The 21,975-nt window shown below is 60.2% G+C and carries 20 protein-coding genes; 15 read left to right on the forward strand and 5 right to left on the reverse strand.

Going from position 1 to position 21,975, the window contains the following annotated elements:
• Nucleotides 1-27 precede the first annotated feature (27 nt).
• Complete coding sequence (locus BPSY_RS04055; RefSeq protein ID WP_051921799.1) at nt 28-1,362, reverse strand: MATE family efflux transporter; 1,335 nt, start codon at nt 1,360-1,362, stop codon at nt 28-30.
• 368 nt (nt 1,363-1,730) lie between these two features.
• Between BPSY_RS04055 and dnaB the strand changes: the two genes are divergently transcribed.
• The 9 genes from dnaB to BPSY_RS04100 all read left to right on the forward strand — a co-directional run bounded on the left by dnaB (nt 1,731) and on the right by BPSY_RS04100 (nt 11,743).
• Nucleotides 1,731-3,182, forward strand: a complete 1,452-nt coding sequence (gene dnaB, locus BPSY_RS04060; protein ID WP_238556799.1) for a replicative DNA helicase — start codon at nt 1,731-1,733, stop codon at nt 3,180-3,182.
• 1 nt (nt 3,183) lies between these two features.
• A complete protein-coding gene (locus BPSY_RS04065) occupies nt 3,184-4,674 on the forward strand; it encodes a Mur ligase family protein (RefSeq protein ID WP_033498139.1) in 1,491 nt (496 codons plus the stop codon).
• 59 nt (nt 4,675-4,733) lie between these two features.
• On the forward strand, nt 4,734-5,483 hold the full coding sequence (locus BPSY_RS04070; protein WP_033498166.1) for a type 1 glutamine amidotransferase: 750 nt from the start codon (nt 4,734-4,736) through the stop codon (nt 5,481-5,483).
• 91 nt (nt 5,484-5,574) lie between these two features.
• Nucleotides 5,575-5,811, forward strand: a complete 237-nt coding sequence (locus BPSY_RS04075) for a phasin family protein (protein WP_033498141.1) — start codon at nt 5,575-5,577, stop codon at nt 5,809-5,811.
• Nucleotides 5,812-6,071: 260 nt separating this feature from the next.
• Entirely contained in the window at nt 6,072-7,742 is a 1,671-nt protein-coding gene (locus BPSY_RS04080) for an ABC1 kinase family protein (protein WP_033498143.1), read from the forward strand.
• A gap of 296 nt (nt 7,743-8,038) precedes the next feature.
• Nucleotides 8,039-9,004, forward strand: coding sequence for a glutamate ABC transporter substrate-binding protein (locus BPSY_RS04085; protein ID WP_033498145.1), 966 nt, complete (start codon nt 8,039-8,041; stop codon nt 9,002-9,004).
• Nucleotides 9,005-9,103: 99 nt separating this feature from the next.
• Nucleotides 9,104-9,769, forward strand: a complete 666-nt coding sequence (locus tag BPSY_RS04090; protein ID WP_033498147.1) for an amino acid ABC transporter permease — start codon at nt 9,104-9,106, stop codon at nt 9,767-9,769.
• Complete coding sequence (locus tag BPSY_RS04095) at nt 9,760-10,578, forward strand: amino acid ABC transporter permease (RefSeq protein ID WP_238556800.1); 819 nt, start codon at nt 9,760-9,762, stop codon at nt 10,576-10,578. The genes BPSY_RS04090 and BPSY_RS04095 overlap by 10 nt, the downstream gene beginning before the upstream one ends.
• A gap of 97 nt (nt 10,579-10,675) precedes the next feature.
• A complete protein-coding gene (locus BPSY_RS04100) occupies nt 10,676-11,743 on the forward strand; it encodes a glycerophosphodiester phosphodiesterase family protein (protein WP_033498149.1) in 1,068 nt (355 codons plus the stop codon).
• Between the two features lie 155 nt (nt 11,744-11,898).
• Here BPSY_RS04100 and upp read toward each other — a convergent pair whose 3' ends face one another.
• The 4 genes from upp to BPSY_RS04120 all read right to left on the reverse strand — a co-directional run bounded on the left by upp (nt 11,899) and on the right by BPSY_RS04120 (nt 16,963).
• Nucleotides 11,899-12,537 (reverse strand): uracil phosphoribosyltransferase, encoded by a 639-nt coding sequence (gene upp / locus BPSY_RS04105; RefSeq protein WP_033494554.1) that lies wholly within the window; start codon nt 12,535-12,537, stop codon nt 11,899-11,901.
• Nucleotides 12,538-12,891: 354 nt separating this feature from the next.
• Nucleotides 12,892-13,659 carry a hypothetical protein gene (locus BPSY_RS04110; RefSeq protein ID WP_051921692.1) on the reverse strand — a complete coding sequence of 256 codons (768 nt, stop codon included), beginning with the start codon at nt 13,657-13,659 and terminating at the stop codon, nt 12,892-12,894.
• The gene (locus BPSY_RS04115) at nt 13,610-14,695 is read right to left on the reverse strand and encodes an NUDIX hydrolase (RefSeq protein ID WP_033494556.1); all 1,086 of its coding nucleotides are present in this window, start codon (nt 14,693-14,695) and stop codon (nt 13,610-13,612) included. The genes BPSY_RS04110 and BPSY_RS04115 overlap by 50 nt, the downstream gene beginning before the upstream one ends.
• Nucleotides 14,696-14,719: 24 nt before the next feature.
• The gene (locus tag BPSY_RS04120; RefSeq protein WP_033494558.1) at nt 14,720-16,963 is read right to left on the reverse strand and encodes an RNA degradosome polyphosphate kinase; all 2,244 of its coding nucleotides are present in this window, start codon (nt 16,961-16,963) and stop codon (nt 14,720-14,722) included.
• 790 nt (nt 16,964-17,753) lie between these two features.
• On the opposite strand from BPSY_RS04120, the gene BPSY_RS04125 reads away from it, so the two are divergent.
• The 6 genes from BPSY_RS04125 (at nt 17,754) to BPSY_RS04150 (ending at nt 21,805) form a co-directional block, all read left to right on the forward strand.
• Nucleotides 17,754-18,671, forward strand: coding sequence for a CpaE-like family protein (locus tag BPSY_RS04125; RefSeq protein WP_051921693.1), 918 nt, complete (start codon nt 17,754-17,756; stop codon nt 18,669-18,671).
• Nucleotides 18,664-19,734: a TadA family conjugal transfer-associated ATPase gene (locus BPSY_RS04130; RefSeq protein ID WP_051921694.1), complete on the forward strand. Its 1,071-nt coding sequence runs from the start codon at nt 18,664-18,666 to the stop codon at nt 19,732-19,734. The genes BPSY_RS04125 and BPSY_RS04130 overlap by 8 nt, the downstream gene beginning before the upstream one ends.
• Nucleotides 19,731-20,429 carry a pilus assembly protein gene (locus BPSY_RS04135; protein ID WP_152596764.1) on the forward strand — a complete coding sequence of 233 codons (699 nt, stop codon included), beginning with the start codon at nt 19,731-19,733 and terminating at the stop codon, nt 20,427-20,429. Before BPSY_RS04130 ends, BPSY_RS04135 begins: the two co-directional genes overlap by 4 nt.
• Nucleotides 20,430-20,506: 77 nt before the next feature.
• Nucleotides 20,507-20,962, forward strand: a complete 456-nt coding sequence (locus BPSY_RS04140) for a type II secretion system F family protein (RefSeq protein ID WP_033494900.1) — start codon at nt 20,507-20,509, stop codon at nt 20,960-20,962.
• A gap of 154 nt (nt 20,963-21,116) precedes the next feature.
• Entirely contained in the window at nt 21,117-21,443 is a 327-nt protein-coding gene (locus BPSY_RS11930) for a DUF4244 domain-containing protein (protein ID WP_238556801.1), read from the forward strand.
• Nucleotides 21,443-21,805 (forward strand): TadE family type IV pilus minor pilin, encoded by a 363-nt coding sequence (locus BPSY_RS04150; protein ID WP_033494560.1) that lies wholly within the window; start codon nt 21,443-21,445, stop codon nt 21,803-21,805. Before BPSY_RS11930 ends, BPSY_RS04150 begins: the two co-directional genes overlap by 1 nt.
• The last annotated feature ends 170 nt before the right edge of the window (nt 21,806-21,975 follow it).

Raw genomic sequence — 21,975 nt, forward strand, 5'->3', positions numbered from 1 at the left:
CATCCTGTGGATCGTACGCCGCGGGACTCAGACCTTGGCGATGGCCTGGTCGATCCAGGTGTCGCCACGTACGCGCAGACCGTTGCATAGCGCCCTGACGCCGATGAACACCACGCTTATCAGGCTCCAGAGCACGGTAATCCGCCAGAAGTCGTCCGGCCACTGCATCCTGGCCGCGCCCCACAGCGTGAGCATGTACACCAGAGCGGTGAGTGTGCAGGAATATGCGAGGAAGCGGTAATCCTCCGCGCCGATCAATATGCCGTCGAGGGCCCACATCCAGCCGGAAAGAGGCAGGAAGATCGCCTGTACGATCATCCCTGTGGTAATCAGCATCTGTATCGCAGGGGTCGGGCTGAACAGCGGTGCTGCCACCAGGCCAAGCAGGATCATGCCGATGCCGATGGCGATACCCGCGAGGAATCCGGCGCGCGATACCTCTTTCACCATTCGTCTGGCCTCGTCGCGTTTGCGCGCACCGATCGAGGTAGCCACCAGCGCCTGCCCGGCGATGCCGATCGCGTCAAGCATATTGAGCGCGAAGTTCCATGTTGAGTTGACGGCCTGGTAGGAGGCGAGCACCCGCTCGCCCATGTTGGCGGCCAGGACCACGGTCATCACCATCGAAGCGCGCAAAGCCAGGGTGCGGATAAAGAGTGGGAAGCCGTCGCCGGCACTGGAGACGATGCCCTCGACACGGGGTTTCCAGCTGGCCCCGTACTTCCTGGCCCAGATCAGTGCCGGCACGGTGAGCATGATTCCCATGAACCACTGGGCGATGAGTGTCGCCGTTCCTGAGCCGATGATGCCCCAGCGGAAGACCACCACGAAGAGTATCTCGAGCACGGTGTTCACCACTGCGCCCGTGACGGCGGCGATGAGTGTGATGCGGACCTTCTGAAGCCCCCTGAATATGCCGTTCGCCGCATAGACCAGCAGCATGCCCGGCAGTCCGAATACGATCGCCTGGAGATAGAGCTCGGCCTGCACCAGTACCTGTCCCCGTGCACCCATCAGGGCGCAAAGCTCACCGCCGAAGAAAAAGAGCAGCAATGACACCACCACTCCGATGATGAGCGCAAGCCACATGCCGTCAACGCCGGCTTCGATGCCTTCGCGTTTCTTTCCTGCGCCGATCAGCCCGGCAACCTGGGAGGTGGTGTTGTATGCGAGGAACACGCATAGCCCCACCGTGGTGAGAATGATGGTCGAGCCGATGGAAAGGCCGGCGAGCGAGGCGTCGCTGACATGCCCCACCACTGCGGTGTCGATCAGGATGAATGCTGGTTCCGCTATGAGCTGGCCGAATGTGGGAATCGCCAGGGAGATTATTGAACGTCTGATCGTTGCACTCTTGGTCATTACCCATCCCCCTCGTGATTCCGGCTTGCTCAGGCTATCAACAAGGGGCTGTGGAAGCTTTCGCCCGTTCGTGCTGCGGAAGGAATCACCATGTGCTGTGAGCGATGTCACGCTTGCGGCGCTGGTATGCGGCATGGTGGGGAGATGATGGGGATCGCGCTAGCACAGGAATCGCTTTTTGGAAAACGGAAGAGAAGAAAGGGAACTCTGTCCCCAAATTATGCACAGAGTTATACCCATCGTGTGGATAACTATGGGGATTATCCCCCAAAACACGCCTGCGATGTGGATAACTTATTTTTTCATCCACATAAGCACACCGCCATCAGCGTACCCAACTGACAAGGGGCGAACGTAGAATCAAAACCATGAATTCCGAGGATTTCCCTGATTTCTCGCGCTCCGACCGAGCAGGAGGCCGACAACAAGGTTCACGGCAAGGCCGATCACAGGATCGGAGCCAGGACCTGTCGCGCGATGCCCTATTCGACCGTGTTCCGCCGCATGACGATGAAGCCGAGATGGCTGTGCTCGGCGGCATGCTGATGAGCAAGGATGCGATTGGTGAGGTCAGCCAGCTGATCGATGTTTCCGATTTCTACCAACCGAAGCATCAGACCATCTACGAAGCGGTGATCACCCTGTTCTCCGCCTCCCAGCCCGTTGACGCCGTGCTGGTGGCGAATGTGCTGCTCAAAGACGGCGACCTGGATAAGGTCGGGGGCACTGATTACCTCCATTCGCTCGTGGCCTCAGTGCCGACCGCCGCCAACGCGACCTACTATGCCGATATCGTCCATCAGCGCGCGATTCTGCGCAACGTCATAGCCGCCGGGACGAAAATCGCCCAACTCGGCTATTCCGCGGAAGGCTCGCAGGCCGAGGATGTGGTCAACCTCGCCCAGGCGGAGGTTTATGAGGTCAGTGCGGGCAAGGTGAGACAGGATTATCAGGCCATCGGTCCCGTCGTGCATGATGCGCTCGACCAGCTTGACAAGCTTCAGAACGGTGATCTGGAGCGCGGTGTCCCAACCGGGTTCAAGGACATCGATGACGTGACCCAGGGTCTGCAACCGGGACAGATGATCGTGGTGGCGGGACGTCCGGCCATGGGCAAGTCCACGCTGGGTATTGATTTCGCGCGCTCCGCGGCCCTGCACCATCACCATTCGGCCGTCGTCTTCTCGTTGGAGATGAGCAAAACCGAGCTGGCACAGCGCATCATCTCGGCTGAGACGAATATTCCGCTGGTGGCGCTGCGCCGCGCCGATGACATCACGCCGGAGCGTTGGAACACCCTGAATAATTTCTGGAACAAACTGGACGACGCCCCCCTCTTCATCGATGATTCGCCGAATATGAGCCTGATGGAGATCAGGGCCAAATGCCGCAGGCTCAAGCAGACCGACGATCTGAAACTTGTGGTCATCGACTATCTGCAGCTGATGAGTTCGGGCAAGCAGGTTGAGTCCAGACAGCAGGAGGTCTCCGAATTCTCCCGCGCCCTCAAACTGCTGGCGAAAGAGCTGGAATTACCGGTGGTCGCCCTCAGTCAGCTGAACCGAGGGCCGGAGATGCGCAACGACCGCAAGCCGATGCTCTCCGATCTGCGAGAATCGGGATCGATCGAGCAGGACGCCGACGTGGTGTTCCTCGTCCATCGCCCGGATTTCTACGATAAGGAGGATCGCCCAGGCGAGGCGGACATCATCATGGCCAAGCACCGCAACGGTCCGACCGATACCTTCCATCTGGCATTCTTGGGAGCGACATCGAAGTTCAAAGACATGCCACAGGACTACCAGCAGGCGGGGGTGTGAGATGACGGGCGAACAGAGTGGAACGGCCGAGGTTCCCAGACCTTGGTACGCGTTTTCGATACCGCTGCTCGGCAAAGGCATACGCGCACTGTCCCGTCTCGCCAAGCATGGTGGGAGCGCCTTCCCGGGCAAGGTCATCGAGTCGCTCGATCCTGGATTCCTGGCACGGTCCCTGTCCCAACTGCCGCTTGGCGTGGTGCTGGTCTCCGGGACGAATGGCAAGACCACCACGACGCGTATGGTCTCCTCGATGCTTGGTGATCTTGGATTCCGCGTGTTCACCAACCCGACCGGATCGAATTTCACCCGGGGTGTGGTGTCCTCGCTGCTCGGATCGGTGAGTGCGGGCGGACGGTTGGATGCCGACATCGCCGTCCTCGAACTCGATGAGGCCTATGCCGTGCACTTCGTGAAACAGGTGAAGCCACGCTTCTCACTGCTGCTGAATGTGATGCGCGACCAACTCGACCGTTTTGGCGAGATCGACAACACCGCACGTCTGCTCAGCCATGTGGCGCAGGCCACAACCGGCACGGTGGTGCTCAACCGCGAGGATCGGCGTATCGCGAATCTTGCCGAATGCGTTCCCGAAGGCGCTTCGGTCAGATACTTTGGTCTGAGTGACGAGCTGAGAAGCGCCTTCCCCTCGGATGACGACATGCACTCCGATGCCGATGCCGATGCCGGAGACGGAGACAGAGACGAGACGGCGACGCATGATGGCGAAGCGTCCAGGCAGGGTGAAGGGTCTCCTGCCGCCGAGAGCCAGAGCGCGCCGCGCCCTGCCGGCGATGACGAGCAGGTGCAGGACGATCTGCTGCTTTCGCGCAGCAGGCCCATAGCCGATGTGACGCTGTCCTCGGTGGGCAAACAGTACGCCGAGTTCGAGATGGATGGCGTGGTGAGCGGAACCTCGGTCAAACTCGAAGGACTCTACAATCTCTTCAATGCCGCTGCCGCACTTACCGTCGTGCGGGCGGTGCAGCGTGTCTCCGGGACGCAGGGTGCCGCCGACGATGACAGCCTGCTGAAGTCGCTGTCAACCGTGACTCCGGCATTCGGTCGCGGCGAGGTCATCGACTACCACGGCATGCCGGTCGAACTGGTGCTGGTCAAGAACCCCATGGGCTTCAGGCTCTCACTGCAATCCTTCGACCCCAGCGGTTACGACACGATGATCGTCATCAACGACGACTTCGCCGATGGCAGGGATATGAGCTGGCTGTGGGATGTGGATTTCAGATCCCTGTCCCCGGAAGGTGTGGCTATGGTTTCCGGCGTGCGGGCCTGGGATATGGCCTTGCGTCTGGAATATGATCAGGTTCCCGTGACGGCGGTCGATACCGAGATCGCCCAGTCGCTTGATGCCTTGCTTGGGCGTCACGGTGAGGAGAACGGGCGTCCCAAGCGCATCTATTGCACATATACGGCGATGCTCAGGATCCGGTCCTGCATGTCGCATCTCACCAAGGTCGCCGATGCAGGGGTATGAGACACTGCCGCAGAATGTGGCGCTGATTGGACGGAACAGACATGACTGAGGAGGATGTGATGGACAGAAGCATCGACGTGCTGTCCCTGTATCCGAAGGATATGAATATCTACGGGGATTCGGGCAATGTGCTGTCTATTCGTCGTCGTCTCGAGCTCTACGGGTATGACGTGCATGTGCATGAATACAACCAGGGTGATGATTGGCCCGATCAGGTCGATCTCATTCTGGGCGGAGGAGGTCAGGACCAGGGGCAGCGCAAAATCATCCGAGATCTCTTCAAACGTGCCGAGCGCATCCGTGCGCTGGCCCATGACGGGACGCCGATGCTGATGATCTGCGGGATGTACCAGCTCTTCGGTGACTTCTTCGAAACCATCGAGGGGGACCGCCTGCCGGGAATCGGAGTGCTGGGACTGCACACCATCGGTCAGGAGGAACGTCTGATCGGGAACCTGGTGGAGCATTCCGAGCAGTTCGGGGACATCATCGGCTATGAGAACCACTCGGGCAAGACCTTCCTGCACGACGGCACCCACCCCTTGGGAAGGGTCGATGCACCGGGGACCGGCAACAACGGTTCCGACGGTACCGAGGGCGCGCGCATCCACAACGTGATCGGTACATACATGCATGGTTCCCTGCTGCCGAAGAACCCTACGGTCACTGACTTCCTGATCCGTACAGCATGCGAGCACCGATACGGGGCATTCGAGGCGAGGGTCGATCCCGCCTGCGAGCGGGAGCTTGCACGGATCAACGAGACAGCCCGACAGGCAAGAACCGTGGCGATGCAGCGTCCGCGCTGAATCCGGCACACCTCCCGATTTCCGCTGGGGTAGAGTTGAAGCATATGTGGGATGAAGCATTCCACAGCCATTGCGATACGAGGAGGCAGTCATGGCAGATTTCGACTTTGGCGAGGGACTGCGCAAGGTGTTTCTCGCTGGTGTGGGCGCTCTCGCGACAGGTGTTGAGAAGAGCCAGGAGATCGTGGATGATCTGGTCAAAAAGGGCGAGATCACGGTTGAACAGGGCAAGCAGCTCAATACCGAGTTGAAGCATAAGGCCGCACAAAGCAAGTCCGAGGCACAGGCCGCCAAGGACTCCAAGGATGATACAGACAACGATCAGTGATGATCCCTGCTGGCGGTTACCAGGCATGCCCGGGGTTGGCATGCGGACGCATGACGGCCCAAGTGACGGGCAGGGGATCGATGCGCATCGCCACGACCATGGAATCCTGATTCCATAAACCAGACGGGGAGAGTTCGGTCCGCATGACATCCGGCCAAGAGCATACATGGCGTGGACGCGGCGACGAGGCAACGACGGCGCCGCGCCCAGGTGCCGGTGCGCCGTCTGCGCGTCCCTCCGTATCCGCCCCGGCGGAGGATATGGCCCGACACACGCAGACGATCGGGTTGTTCGGCAGTAAGACACAGCCGTCATACCCGGGTTCATACCATCTCACCTCTCGCGGCAAACTCAGGCGGTTGTGGCAGATAGCCCGGATCGCCACCCGCTTCGATGTGGTCCGAGGTCTGACCCCGGTGACCATGAGATTGATGCTGGAAGCCCTCGGACCGACATTCGTGAAGGTCGGTCAGATACTCTCGATGCGTTCGGAGATACTGCCTGACGCCTTCTGCAAAGAACTCTCCCGGTTGAGGGCCGATGCCGATCCGATGCCATACCAGACGGTGGTCAACACCCTGGCCCGTGAATACGGACGCCCGGTTGGTGAGGTGTTCGAGGAGATCGATCCGACGCCCTTGGGCTCGGCCTCCCTGGCCCAGGTCCATCGCGCCAGATTGATCACGGGCGAGGATGTCGCGATCAAGGTGCAGCGGCCGGGTGTGCGCGAAATCATGGCGCAGGACATCGACATCATGCGCACCTTCGCCAAGATGGCGACCCGTTTCGCGCGTAGCGCCCAGATCCTTGATCTCAAAGGCGTTGTGGAAGAGCTCTGGGACACATTCCAGACCGAAACGGATTTCATGATGGAGGCCAGAAATCTTGATGACTTCCGGGTCTTCTGCAAGGACTATGCCTACATAGACTGCCCCCGACCGTATATGCGCCTGTGCACGCAGCATGTGGTGGTGATGGACTATGTCGACGGCATCTCGGTCTCCCATCCCAAGGAGTTGCTGGACGCAGGATACGATCTTGAAGAGATCGGCATGAAACTCGTGGACAACTACGCCACGCAGGTCTTGGATGCCGGGTTCTTCCACGCGGATCCCCACCCCGGAAACATCATCATCGACGAGGGGCGAATCGTACTCATCGACCTTGGGATGACCGGCAGGTTGGATTCAGGCACGCGTTCGGTGCTTCGCGACATGCTGTATGCCGTTGCCCGCCAGGATTCACCCGCCTTGGCGAACGCCCTGCTCAGATTCGCCGGATCCGATGAGAAGCGCGCCGATGATTATCCGGCGTTGCTGAATGATCTGGATGCGGTAATCGAACAGTTCGGTACCGTGGCATTGGCTGAACTCAACATCGGCGATTTCTTCAACGCCCTGATGCAGCTTGCCCGCAGGCATTCCATAGAGATGCCCAGTTCGGTGACCACGGTTGCCCGCGGGCTCATCACCCTGGAAGGCACCTTGGATGAGTTCCTGCCATCGACGAATATGATCGAGATCATCTCGCATCATATCCTCGCCTCCAAAAGCGCCGGCACGAGGGTGAAGGAGGAGGGCCGCTCCCTGGTGGACCAAGGCAATCGGGCGCTTCATGGTCTGCTTGGTGCCCTGGTGGAGACGAAAACGGTCTCTAAGATGCTGACCAGAGGTCAGATGAAGGTCAACATCGAGTTGGTGGGTTCCGAACAGCCTCTGCAGCAACTCTCCGACATGGTGAACCGCATCACGATGGCATTGATCGTGGTCGGTCTGTATGTGGGGTCGTCAATCGTCTATTTTGCAGGGATCAAGCCTGTGATTTTCGGTATTCCGGTCATCGGTCTTATGGGCTACGTCGTGGCATTCATACTGTCGGTCTGGATCGTGATCGATATCATGATCAAGAACCGCGCGATCAAACGCCACTGACCCGTTCTTTGCGCCCATGCGCATACCGGCTTCGGCGCGGCGCATCTCGGTGCGAACACCGCATGCATGGCGCTATGAACCACGCGGGGGCCACGTATATCCGCCTTCGTTAGCCCGTTCAAGATTATTGCAATAGCCTGAAGATGATAACGCTACAGGTGAAGAGTGCCGCTCTTCGTTACAGTGGTGGAGCAATCGTCGATTACATTGATAGGTTGTCACTGCTTGTTGTAGGGGAAATGGGATTGCCTTCCATGGCGTTTGGGCATGGAAGGATTAGGAGAGGATAGATATCTATGTTTGCTTTGGGTACCAGATTGTCCAAGAAGGCGGCAACGACAGCCGCCGCCATTATGATCGTCACCGGCCTGGTCGCGGTCGCGGGCTGCGGGGAGGCCCCGGCGCCTTCGGCCTCGGGTTCAAGCAGCTCCTCGGTCAACCCTGATCTTGACGCTGCCGCATACACGAAGATCATCGATGGTGGCGAGACCGCCGACGCATCCACGGTGGATGCGAACACCTGGGCCAAGGCCGTGAAAGCGGCCGGTGTGTTGAAGGTCGGTGGCACGAAGACCTCCACGCTGTTCTCGCTGCAATCCACGAGTGACAACAAGGTTCGAGGATTCGATGCCGGACTGTCACAGTTGCTGGCGAAATACATCATCGGCAAATCGGATACCGAGCTGACGGTTGTGGATTCATCCACCCGTGAGAGCGTGCTTCAAAACGGTACGGTCGATTCGGTGTTCGCCACGTACTCGATCACCAGCGAACGCAAGCAGAAAATCGACTTCGCAGGACCGTACTACGTCTCGCAGCAGGCGATTCTGGTCAAGAAGACGAATAACGACATCTCGAGCGTCAAGGATCTTGACGGCAAGAAGGTCGGAGTCCAGGCGGGCTCCACGGGTCCTGATGTGGTCAAGGAGAATGCTTCAGGCGCAACGGTCCAGGAGTTCCAGACCGATGACGAGATCACCCAGGCGCTGCGTCAGGGTCGTATCGATGCCTACGTGGTCGATCAGACGCTGCTGCTTGGTGATGTGGTGAAGAACCCCAACGATTTCAAGATCGTCGGTGAGCCTTTCGGTGATAAGGACCCATACGGCATCGGTCTGCCGAAGGGTTCCGACGCTGCCGAATTCGTCAACGCCTGGCTCAAGAAGATCGAGGCCGACGGCACGTGGGCGAAACTTTGGAAGGTTACGATAGGGGACCGTACAGGGGTCACCGAGGTTCCGACACCCCCGACAATCGAGTAGTTTGGGGACTGTCGCTCTGTCAGATATTCGGTCGTTTCGCCGCCCGTGGGCGGTGACGGCCGAATTCTGTTGATGATGCATACACAGTAAGGAGGTGTTATGGGAGCTGATCTTATACACCTACTGAATACATATGGCACGCAGTTCCTCAGCAGCTACTGGGTTTCCCTGCGTATCGCGCTGATTGCCTTCGCCGGGGGTTTTCTCCTGGGGACGCTGCTCACTGTGGCCCGGGTCAGCCCGATTCCGCCCCTGCGTGGCGCCGTCAATGTTTTCGTCGAGACCTTCCGCAATGCACCGGTGCTTTGCGTACTCATCTTCATCGTCTATGCCTTGCCTGATCTGGGCATCGTCATCGACTACGAGCCCAGCGTGATCATAGCCTTGGTTCTGGTCTCATCCGCCTTCGCCTGCGACAATCTTCGCACCGGAATCAATACGATAGATGCCGGTCAGATCGAGGCCGCACGTGCCTTGGGCATGGGCTTTTCTTCAATCGTCGGATCGATCGTGCTTCCTCAGGCCTTTCGCAGTGTGATCCAGCCGATGGTCACCCTGTTCATCTCGGTGGTCATCAGCTCCTCGGCCGGTTCGCTGGTGCCGCTGGCGCATAAGGAGCTCACCGGTCTGGTGGCCGATATCAACAATCATGAGGCGATGGGCATGGTCACCTTCCTGATCGCTTCGCTGTTGTATGTATTCACCGGTCTGATCATTGCGTTCTTCGGACGCAAGGTCGAAAGGAGGCTGGCGATATGGCGATGACGCGCACGGAACGGGCTCTGTTCGAAGTCGGAGGGCCCAAGGCACGCAGACGGATCGTGATCGGTACCGTGATCAGCGCCATCCTTCTGGCTCTTCTGCTGGCTTGGGTCATATACCGCTTCTACGAAAAAGGGCAGCTCGACTACCGGTACTGGTATTTCTTCACGCAAGGCAATGTGATCGCCTTCCTGGGGGCCGGACTCATCGGCACGATGCGGGCCGCACTCGGTGCCGGCGCAATCGCACTCGTGATGGGCATGCTGCTGATGCTATGCCGCACGTCAAGCATCCGGCCGCTCTCATGGCTGGCGGCGACCATCACTGAATTCCTTCGTGGAACACCGACCCTGCTCTTCATCTACTTCCTGTTTTTGGTGCCTGCGCAATTCGGCATCCATATGAGCACGTACTGGATGGTGGTCATCCCGACTTCAGCCTATGCCTCGGCCGTACTGGCAGAAGTCTATCGGGCGGGTGTCGCGGCCGTGCCGAGCGGGCAGAAGGAGGCGGGCATATCGTTGGGGCTGACATCCTCCCAGAACTTCCGTTATATCGTGATGCCGCAGATGCTGCGCATCGTCACGCCGACCCTTGTCGCGCAGTTGGTGGTTGTGGTGAAGGACACCACATTCGGCTATGTGGTGACCTACCCGGAGCTGATGGTCAACGCCAAGGTGGTTATCGCCAACTTCAGCAGTCTGGTTCCGGTCTATCTGGTTGTGGCCATCATCTATGTGCTGATCAACTATGCGATCTCCCGTTTCGCCAACTGGCTCTCGCACCGGAACAGCATAGATATCCTGGTGTGATCGCGGCGGTGCGAGTTAAGATACAGAGCAGTGGTGAACTGGTAGGGCGGTTGGTTTTACCAGCGTCTCAGAAGCGCACAACGAAGGGATATCTACGATGAGTTTCGGAAAGAACGTTCGCAGACTTGCATTGTTCGGAGCCGCAGCCGCAGGACTCGGCACCTGGGCCCTCGCGCCAAGAGGCCCTCGCGGCAGAAGCAATGCCCTCGTCACCGCCACTCCGGGAGGTGTCCCGGGGCAGGAGATCTATGAGAACGGCCCCATCCCCAGTGTGTATTATGCCCATCGCGGTCTGCATGACTCAGGTTCGGGCCTGACCGCCGGCTATCTGTCGGAGAGCGTGGATTACGTGACCCTGGCCAGGGAGATGGCCGCAAAGGCCGGGTACGGGGATGTGAACTCCAAGGGAGCCATCGCCCCCGAGAACTCCCTGGCGGCATTCGCCGCGGCATGCGAGGCGGGCTTCGGCATTGAGCTGGATCTGCAACTCAGCAAAGACGGGCATGTCGTGGTCGTCCATGACGACGATCTGGCGAGGGTCGCCGGTGTGAACCGCAGGATATCCGATCTCACGTATGCGCAGCTGTGCAGGATACCGTTGTTCCCGAGCCCCGCGAAGGCAGGGGATTCGCATGTGGAGCAGGTGACCGATGTCATCCCTGAAGCAGCGGAGGATTCAGGCTATGCGCAGTATGTTCCTCTGCTCACCGAGGTGCTGGACGTGGTTGACGGTCGAGTCCCACTCATCATCGAATACAAGATGGGCGATGACTTCGATGAGGAGTTGATGAAGCGCGCTGATGCCATTCTTCAGGGGTATCAGGGTCCGTATGTGATCGAGTCCTTCAATCCTCTGGCGGTGAACTGGTATCGGCTCCATCGCCCGGAAGTGTGCAGAGGACAGCTCTCGGCCCCTGAACAGGCGTCCTTCAAAGGCGTTGCGGATGTGCAGCACTGGCTGGCGGGCAAGCTGATGTTCAACTGGCTCGGACGTCCTGATTTCATCGCCTACGACTGGCATGGAGGGGACAGCCTCCCGGTTACGACGGCCCGTTCCCTCGGCGCGATCACGGTCTCTTGGACCGTCCGCAGCAGTGCCGAACAGGAGGCCTCCGACCCCTACTTCGATTACATGATCTTCGAGTCCTTCGTCCCGCTGGGCTAGGACAGCCCGGATTCGGAGGGCCGCTTGGCGGGGCGCGGAGGCGTCTGGGCCGTGCCCGCAGCCGGTCCCGGACGAGGTACTGTGCGAATATGAGTGTGAGCTTCGGTGCATGCACCGAAGCTCACACTGTTTATGGCCATAAGAGGCCCGAAGGACTAGTCGATCACGCCGTACAGGCGGTCTCCGGCGTCGCCCAATCCGGGAACGATATAGGATTTCTCATTGAGTTTCTCGTCGACCGCGCACACCACCACTTTGAAATCGATGCTCGGATCGATTTCCTCGCGAAGACGGTCGAGACCTTCGGGCGCGGCGATGATATTGATGGCTGTGACGTCTTTGGCGCCTCTTTCGGCGAGGTAGTGCGTCGCCGCGATAAGCGTGCCGCCGGTGGCAAGCATCGGATCCAGCAGGAAGCACTGACGGCCGGACAGATCCTCGGGAAGACGGTTCGCATAGGTGACGATATCCAGTGTGTTCTCATCACGTTTCATGCCGAGGAATCCTACCTCGGCCGTCGGGACGAGACGGGTCATGCCATCGAGCATTCCCAGACCGGCGCGCAGAACAGGGACGACCATCGGTCGCGGTGTGCTCAGCTTCTTGCCGACCATTGAGGCCACTGGGGTTTCGATGGGGTAGTCGGAGATGGCGAGATTGCGGGTGGCCTCGTAGGCCTCCAGCATCACGAGTTCGCTCACCAGCTCACGGAAGGTGTTGGACGGGGTGTTTTTATTACGCAGTACGGTGAGTTTGTGCTCTACCAGAGGATGCTGCAATACATGAAGTTCCATATCTACAAGGGTAAACCCCACGCTTGGGTGATGAGAGGGTTTGGCGCGCCGTTGCCCAAATAGACAAGAAGGAAGTGCGCCGAATCGTGAAAGCGCCTGTCGGCGCAAACGCCGCTCGCAGCGGCAACAAATGGAGCCCGGGGCTTAAACACGACCCGACGCGGTAATCATTGTACGGCACAGGCCGATCGCCGAGGCGGGGTGTTGTGCTCTTCGAGGAATATGCGGGGTGGATTTCCCGAAGTCCGCTCCGGTGGGCACCGCGGTGCAATACGAACATCATGCCGAGCGATGACGGCGCCCCATCAGATCCGGGTCGGTGGACAACAGGGTAGCCGGCGGGGAACATCGCCGCTATTCGAGTTTCCCCCTACGCCATAGGGAGGCGCCATGCTTGAAATCATTCGCCGTGCCAGCCAGCTTTCGGGAGGTCCTCAGCAAGGAGGTGACTCTCGGATCGCCGCTTTCCGCACCGAGTGCCTCCTGGCCGATGCTCTCCCTGCCCCGGCGTTCGGCCTCGGCGGACAGACCCGTCGCAATCACTTCGCAGAACACGCAGGCACGTTCGAGTGCCACCGCGAAATCCCCTGTGAATGCTCCTGAAAGAATCGAATCCGCGGTTTTGGCGATATCCGACGCGCTTGGCGTCTGGTCGATGCCGACGATCGCCGAGGCGGCTGTGCCGAAGGGCTCACCCGAGCGCCACAACAGGCTGATCGATTCGCGGTTGCGGTGCATCCAGGTCCGCAGCGTGTACAGACGCCAAAGGATGCCGGGTAGGGAGTCGGCCTCCGATTTGCTCCAGAGCTCGGCGACCAGATCAATGCCTTCATGATCGATGAGCGAGAGTACACGCTTCACGATCTGGGGATCCTGCGTATGGTGCACACGGTCAAGCAATGAGGCTGCCGAACTATGGCTCAATTCGCTGATCTGCTGGGGATCCAATCCGCCTGCCAAGTGATCGGCCACGGCCTGGTCAAGCTGAGCCGGTCGGGCCGGTCGGTTCGAGCCGAGGCGAGCCGTTGAAAAGGAGTTGGAGGAGGAGCGTACCGATCCTGAATATGAAGAGTCAATAGACAATAGGTGCCACTTTCTGGATGTCGATGATAATCGGTCCATCCGCAGAATCTACTACATTCAGCACAAGCGCGTGCGCCGTCGGCATGAAGGGGGACACACGGGGCAGTTTCTTCGCCAAGGCCGTATTGATGCACAATCCGCGCAATTGCTCGAATACGCCCTCGAAGAGCGGGCGGTGAGCGCAGATAACGGTATTCTGGCCTTCACGTAGAGCTGATTCGATCTGCTCTTGGAAGCAATCCAGAACGGTCTGCTCGCTGCTGGCGTAGGTGTCTTCGGTGAGGTCATCGCTGCGTTCCAGCGGTATGCCGGATTGCAGGGCATAGGGGAGCACGGTGTCGGCGCAGCGCGTCCAAGACGAGCTGATGATGCGGCTTGGCGCAAAGCAGGCCAGCTCGCGGGTCAGCGCATAGGAGGCCGCGGCGCCTTGCGGGGTGAGCGGCCGCACCCCATCCTCTCCCAGCCATGATTTGCGCGATTCCGCCTTGCCGTGCCGCACGATCAGTACGCTGCGTGATGGCAGTGCACCTTCACGCAGACGAGAGACGAAGGCATCGAGAACCGTGCGGTCAGTGGAGTGTGAAAGCAGCCGTCGTGCCTCCTGGACCGAAGTCCAACGACACTCATCGATCTCGGAGACGTCCGGTTCGTGAACCGGGCCGAAGGCGACCTGGCGCTGCTGCGCCTGCATGGAATCGAGCGCCGTGGCCATCCAGTACGACACATGTTTGACTCCCGAGCGCGAGCCTCCCTTGTTCTTCTTTCCGCCCTCCTCGTTCAGAGGGTATTCCAGGGAGGTGAGAAAAGGACCCAGACAGACAGGGACACCGGTTTCCTCGCCCACCTCGCGCACGGCGGTATGGAACAGCGACTCGTTCTGTTCCTGCTTGCCTTTGGGCCAGCTCCAATCGTCATACTTGGGCCTGTGCACAAGGCAGACTTCCAGGTCCTCAAGGATGTTGTGGAGCTGATCGTCGTTGAGCGTCGCCGACCTGCCCGCCAGAGAGGGCGCGACGGCACGGCCGTTGATCGGCCTTACCAGAATCGCGCCGGCCGCCTCGATGATTCTAGACATGTTTGGCCAGTCCCCGATGCCGGATCAGCGCGCGACCTGCGGACCGCGGGTGTGCTTTTTGATCAGGTATTCCTGGCAGTCGATCAGCGGTTGCCCCTGCTCATCGCGGGAATGCCGGATATAGGAGCCGTCCCCCTGCATATGCCAAGAACTGGTCGTATCCGCCATCTGCAGGTCCACGTATTTGATCAGCTCATCGACCTCGTCGGGCGCGGTGATGCGGACCAGTGCCTCAACGCGGCGGTCGAGGTTACGGTGCATCAGATCCGCCGAGCCGATCCATACCTCCGGTCCTGAAATCGGCCCTTCGCCGATCTGAGGGCCCTCTGAATTCGCGAATGCGAAGATGCGGCTGTGCTCCAGGAATCGTCCGAGGACCGAACGAACACGGATGTTCTCGCTCAATCCGGCCACTCCTGGTTTCAACGCGCAGATGCCGCGTTCGACGATGTCGATCTTGACCCCGGCCTGACTGGCCCGGTACAGGGCATCGATCGTCTTCTCATCGACGAGGGAGTTCACCTTGATCTTGATCCAGGAATCCTTGCCCTGACGGGCTGCATCCTCTTCGCGCTGAATGCGCTGAATCAAGCCCGTACGTACCGTTCGGGGAGCGACGAGCAGTCTGTGGAAGCTGGACTTCGGAGCATAGCCCGAGAGCTGGTTGAACAGCCTGGTGAGGTCCTGGCCGACCACAGGATCGCAGGTCAGCAATCCCAGATCGGTGTAGATCCTTGCCGTCTTGGGATTGTAGTTTCCTGTTCCGACGTGGCAATAGCGTCTCAGACCCTCCTGCTCCTGACGGATGACCAGTGAGAGCTTGCAATGCGTCTTCAGCCCGACGATGCCGTACACCACGTGCACTCCGGCCCGTTCGAGTTTGCGGGCCCAGGCGATGTTGGCCTCCTCATCGAATCTGGCCTTGATCTCCACCAATGCGAGCACCTGTTTGCCTGCGTGCGCCGCGTCGACCAGGGCGTCGATGATCGGGGAGTTGCCCGAAGTCCGGTACAGGGTCTGCTTGATGGCCAGCACCTTGGGATCCGCGGCGGCCTGGGCGAGGAAGGCCTGAACCGAGGTGGAGAAGGAGTCATAGGGATGGTGCAGCAGCACATCGTGTTCACGGATCGCCGCGAAGATGTCCTGTGCGCGGCTGGACTCGACCTCTGCGATCTGGCGGTTGGTCGCGGGGATGAAGGGTTGGTACTTCAGATCCGCGCGATCGATCGACTGGAGTTCGAAGAGGACGGTGAAGTCGAGCGGTGAGGGCAGACGATACACCTCGTCCTCGTTCACACCGAGCTTGTCGGCCAGGAGCTGCGAAAGGAAGGGGGAGGTCGTATCCGAAATCTCCAGACGGATCGGCGGGCCGAAGCGTCTGCGCAGCAGCTCCTTTTCCATCGCGTTCAGCAGATTCTCCGCATCATCCTCTTCGACGTCGATATCCTCGTTGCGTGTGACGCGGAAGGAACGGGCCTCCTTGATGATCATGCCGGGGAACAGCGCCTCCAGATGGGCGATCAGCAGGTTCTCCATGGTGATGAAGCCATAGCGCTCCTCGTCGCCCTCCTCATCCGTGAGGTCTTCGACGGCGACGAGTCGTGGCATGTTGTCGGGGATCTTTATTCGGGCGAAGTGAGATTTGCCCGAGGCGGGGTTCTCGACGATGACGGCGAGGTTCAGGGAGTTGCCGGAGATGTAGGGGAAGGGGTGTGCCGGATCCACTGCCAGAGGGGTGAGCACCGGGAACACCTGGCGACGGAAGATGCGCGAGAGGCGTTCCTGCTCGCCGGCGCTGAGCTGGTTCCAACGAAGTAGCACAATGTGCTCATTGGCCAGTTCAGGCAGAATATGCTCATTGACATAATGCGCATGCTCGTTTTGCAGACGGTGTGCATGATCGGATATGGCGCGCAGCTGTTGCCGCGGGCTCATGCCGCTCGCGGCTGTCACGGCGATCCCGCTGTCTATGCGGCGCTTGAGGCCGGCGACCCGTACCATGAAGAACTCGTCCAGATTGCTGGCGAAGATGGCCGCGAAATTGGCGCGCTCAAGCATCGGCTGTGTCTCGTCCTCCGCAAGTTCCAGCACGCGCTTGTTGAACTTCAGCCAGCTGATCTCCCTGTCGAAGAAACGATCCTCCGGCAAGGGGTTGGAATCGGCGGCGGATGCGTCACCACGACGCTCGGCTTTGTCGGTCTCCGCGATGTGTTCGGCGATCTGGCTTCGCAGCACGGCTTTCGAGGGAGCATCAAAAATCTGAACCATATCCCTATCGTAGATGCAGGGGTATAACGCAGAAGTGTCGAGCCTGTAAGAATTCAATATGAATTCACATAGGCGGTGGCGATCGTGGCGTTTCGGGCGTTGCGCCGTCTCCGTCAGGACGGCAAAGAAGTGTCTCGACCGGAAGCGGGGGAGAGTGGGAGAGGATGGGATCAACAGGGGGTGTAAGGGGCTTTTGCGTGGCTCAGCTCTTATGAGGCCGGTGGTCATGAAAAAAGGAGGCCTCCCAACCGGGAGGCCTCCTACAAGTCCAACAAGCAGAATCTCTGCACAACATCCTCGTTGCAACGGTAAGTCTTTCCATTGCCCGTCCAACGTAACGGTCCTCGTGACCATGTACCTTTGTGGGCTTCTGCTCTGTTCTGTTGTCCTTGTACTCACTATTATGCCCGGTTTGCGACGGGATGCAAGCCGGGGAGGGGCAATGTCAGCAACTTATCGAAACTGGTAAATCTTGGTGCATGAGAAGGTCCGAAAGTGCCGTTCATGTGCTCTCAACCGCCCTATATGTGCGTTTCTGTGAATGCTCGCCACACGGACCCTGCCAACCCGGCGTGGCGAGCATCAACCGAGCCGGGATCAGGCATTATCCATCCACCATGCCGGTGGGTGACAGTGACATCCGACCACAGCATCGCCATGCATTGTCACGGCCCGGGCGCCTGTGTTGAATCATGGCATGAAAGAAGCACGCAGACCAGCCAGACGCTCGCCGTCGAGATCACCCAGACGCGCGGCGCGTGTGACGAGGGGGCCAATCGGCCGCCCCCCGGTGAAGGGGCATACGGCAAGCGAGGTGCGGACGCAGTGCAGGATCGTCGTGTTCGTAGGGGTCAGTGGCGGACTGGGACTGAGTACCTTGGCGGCGATGACGGCCTGGACCTTCACCGACATGCGGATGCGCTGCACCATCATCGACGCGGATTTCTCAGGCGGCGGGATCGATGTGTTGCTTGGTATCGAGGCGGAAAGCGGTATGCGTTTCACCGATATCAAGGCGCCTCTGGGCAGGCTGGATGGCGAGGCACTCGAACACGAGCTGCTTCATTGGGAGGGAAACGGCGTACTGAGTGTGGATCCACGGAAGGTGCGGCATCCAGACTGGTGGGAGCAGCAGGCGGCTCTGCATGCATTGCAGGAGGTCAACGACATAGTGGTCGTGGATGCGGGACGAGGTGAGCGCATCGAGGAGATCGCGTTGCCGCAGAGCGCGCAGATCGTTGTATTGGCGGAACTGTCCGTGCTTGGACTGGCCAGGGCCGGAGTCGCGCTCTCCCGTGGGCAGCTGACGGCATCCTCCGGCACGGCTCTGGTCATCGGTGTGCACCCCCGTGCGTTACGTGCGAGATCGGAGAGGATATCGGTCCAGGATGCACAGGAGTACCTGGGTGTCCCGCTGATCGGCGAATTCTCGCCGATCCGGAGACTGGGCTTATCCATAACGCAGGGCTTCGGGATAGCTCGCATCCCGAAACAATACAGGTATCTGCTCAGGTCCCTGACGGACGCCCTCCTCGCCGGAGAAGGCGCATCCGGCGATGGGCCGGCGGCACCGCTGCGCCAGGGGACAAAAGCTTTCGACGACCGGATGAGAGCCGATCCGTCCCCGGTGGACAGACAGAACTCGCATCCCTCTGATGCCGCACCAGGAGCGGGCGCTGTGGGCGCTGCGGAGGATATCCATGGATAGTCTGCTCCCCATCTCTGCCCCGGTCACAGGATTGGTCTTTGGCCCTTTGGATGAGTTCGTCCGGGATCCCGACGTGAGCGACATCGCCGTTACCGGGGACGGAACCGTGTGGGTGGACGCTGGTCACGGGATGCGGGAGCGTCAGACCAGATTGAGGTTTCGCTCCCCACGGATACTCCGTGAATTCGCAGTGCAGCTATGCTCGCAATTCGGTCAGCGTCTTGACGATTCCCGTCCGATAGCCGACGTCTCCACACCCGAGGGAATCCGCATCAATGCGGTAATCGAGCCACTGGTGGCCCAAGGCGCCTCCATCTCCATACGCTTCCCCAATCGTCAGCAGCCTGACCTTGAGCAGTTGGCTCGTATGGGGATGATGCCGGCTGTCTGGCTGCGGACCATGAAGGCATTGGTGCGACGCAAGGCATCCATACTGGTCACCGGGGCGACGGCCACGGGTAAAACCACCCTGCTCAGAGCGCTGCTGGCGCAGTGCCAGCCTGATGAGCGCATCATCACGGTGGAGGAGACGCGCGAATTGGGGGTGCTGGGCAGGGCGAACCACGTCTCCCTGGTCACCAGGTCCGCCAACCTCGAAGGTGCCGGTGAGATCGACTTGGAGTCACTGATACGAGCCACCTTGAGGATGCGCCCGGACCGGGTGGTTCTCGGAGAGTGCAGAGGCGCGGAGATCGTGCATCTGCTCAGGGCCCTGAATTCCGGGCATCGCGGTGGGATGGCCACCATGCACGCCGATGGTGTGGCCAGGGTTCCGGCACGGCTGCTGTCCCTTGGCCTCCTCGCCGGTATCGATGCACAGGCATTGGGCCTGCTTGCCGATGGGGCCTTCGACGTACTCGTGCATCTGCGTACGGTCGATGGTGTGCGGCGAATCAGCCATATGGGATGTCTGCGGAGGCACCGGGATGGTGCCTTGCTCGGAGAGGTGCTGTCGGTGTGGAAGGGCGGGGAAAGCGTCATCGGCGGTGCCCCCTGGTGCCGTTTCCTTGAACGGTGGGACCCTGAATCGGCATATGGCACGGGCAAGGGTGGGCGGCCGTGATGTCCGATGGTGCCGATGCCCTGATGCTTGCCGTGTGCGTTGGGGCGCTGGTCCTTCTGCGCTCAGGGGGACCATGCCGCGCATCGGATCGGCTCTACGCGCGCGGGAGTGTCCGTGCTGCGGAGCGTTCCGGAGCCGGGACGATCGCCGCTTTGTCGTCATTGAGCTCGCTGTTGCGTAGCGGCAGCGGCCTCACCGAAGGTGTCGAGGAGCTGGCGGGCAAGCCCTTCGCGACGCGGGAATTGACGGCGGAGCGATGTTACGAGGCCCTCTGGCGGTGTCGTTCACCACAGGAGCGTCCCCGACAGGTACTCGAAACCGCGCTGGCCGTGGCCGCGGCCTGCAGATTGAGCGAAGAGATGGGATGCGAGGCGGCGCGATGCATCGATGCCGCAGCCGCCGCGTGCAAACGTTCTCGCATGATCGATGATCTGAGAAACACGTCCTTTTCGATGCCCAAGGCCACGGTTCGTCTGCTTTCGCTGCTGCCTGTGGCATCGATTGCGCTCGCCGAGATAATAGGGATCAGGGCGCTGTCGTTCCTCTGCTCGAGCACTCCTGGTCTGCTGTGCCTCGTGGTGGGAGGTGCGTTCTATGCAGCGGGCATGTTCTGGATGAGGGCCCTGCTCCGCTCCGGGATTACGGACAGCGACCGCAGTGCTTCAAGGAGGGGAGCGGGGCAGTGGAGACGGTGATCCTTCCCATCGCATCGGCCTGCATATTCATGCTTATGCACCTGGAAGACAGCAGGCTTGACGTCCTGCATGGAGCAATGGCAAGGCCCCCTGTGCGGATCGTGTTGGTGCTGGAGATGTTGGCGGTCGCGATACGACGGGGTGCGTCGATCTCGCATGCGCTTGAAAGGGTCTCCATGGCCATCGACGATGATCTGGGCGGGGCGATCGGGCGAGTGGTGTGCAGACTGCATCGTGGTATCGCGTGGACTCCGGCCTGGGCTCCGGTCTGTGACGGGAATGCCTGCGGTGTGTGTTGCACGGTGCTGCGTGACTCCCTGGAAGCCTCCTGGCGCCTCGGCGCTTCGCCGTTGCCGAGAATTGAGGCGGTCGTCCAGCAGTTGGATAGTGCCGAGCGCAATCGTATCGAGTCCGAAGCGGCACATCTGTCCGTGAAACTTCTGCTGCCCACCGCGCTGTGTTTTCTGCCTGCATTCGTGTTGATCGGCGTCATCCCTTGCATCGCCGCCTTCGCTCAGGGGATGTTCGCCTAGCGTCCACAGCCATTGTGCGGAGCCGCCATTCAACCACATCCGTGCCCCTGCAGTCCATTGCCTTCGGGCTGCAGGCATAGTTGGCATCACCTGGGGCATAAGGGCGTGACCAGCGCACCCCACATCCGGAAGACAATATGGAAAGGAAACGATCATGAGACACCAATACAGATGGCGGAACAACTGGCAGCTCATACGCGGAAGCCTCCGCCTGCGGCAATCATGCGACGCGGATAAGGCGGGCACATACAGATCGTGGTTGCGGCGTCGAATGCAGGGGCTGTCCCGGCAATACTATGTGTTCGACGCCCGATGGCGAATGCTTGCTGCGGAACCTGAAGCGGGTATGGCGACCGCGGAGTACGCGGTGGTTCTCATCGCGGCGACGGGATTCGCCGGGTTATTGGTCGCGATACTCAAATCGGGAGAGGTCAGGGAACTGTTGGTGACCATCATCCGCCAAGCCTTGAATATCGGCTGATGTCCGGCATCAAGCGCTTCTTCTCCGGAAGCGATCCGGGGACCGTGACGGCTGAATTCGCAATGATCCTGCCCGCTGTGATGGCTTTGGCGATGCTGTTGCTGGGGCTGACCGAGGCCGTCCGCAAAAGCCTGGATTGTCAGGATGCGGCCAGCGTCGCCGCCAGGGAGATATTCATATCGGGAGATGATGCCCGTGCCGTTGCCGCCGCACGGGTCGCGGCGGGAGAACGGACCGTCGTGCAATTGCAGCACTCAGAGGGTCACGTCGTGGTGACCACCCAATGCCCGATCGCCGCGGAGGTGTTCGGCGCGCTGCCCTTCGCGGTCACGGGCAAGGCGACGGGATTCCTCAACGAATGATTGCATCCGGACGTGCTGCAGGGCGCGTCCTCACAAGGATTCCCGTCACCATGCAGCACCGGTGAAGAACGCCATGAGATGACGAGTTCGGGTGGGCTGGCCGGGCGGAGCGGCCAGACGGTCCTTAACTGCGGAGGGAAGGTGGGGTCATGATGCGACGGTATGGGAAT

The organism is Bifidobacterium psychraerophilum (assembly GCF_000741705.1).
GTDB classification, from domain to species: Bacteria; Actinomycetota; Actinomycetes; order Actinomycetales; family Bifidobacteriaceae; genus Bombiscardovia; species Bombiscardovia psychraerophila.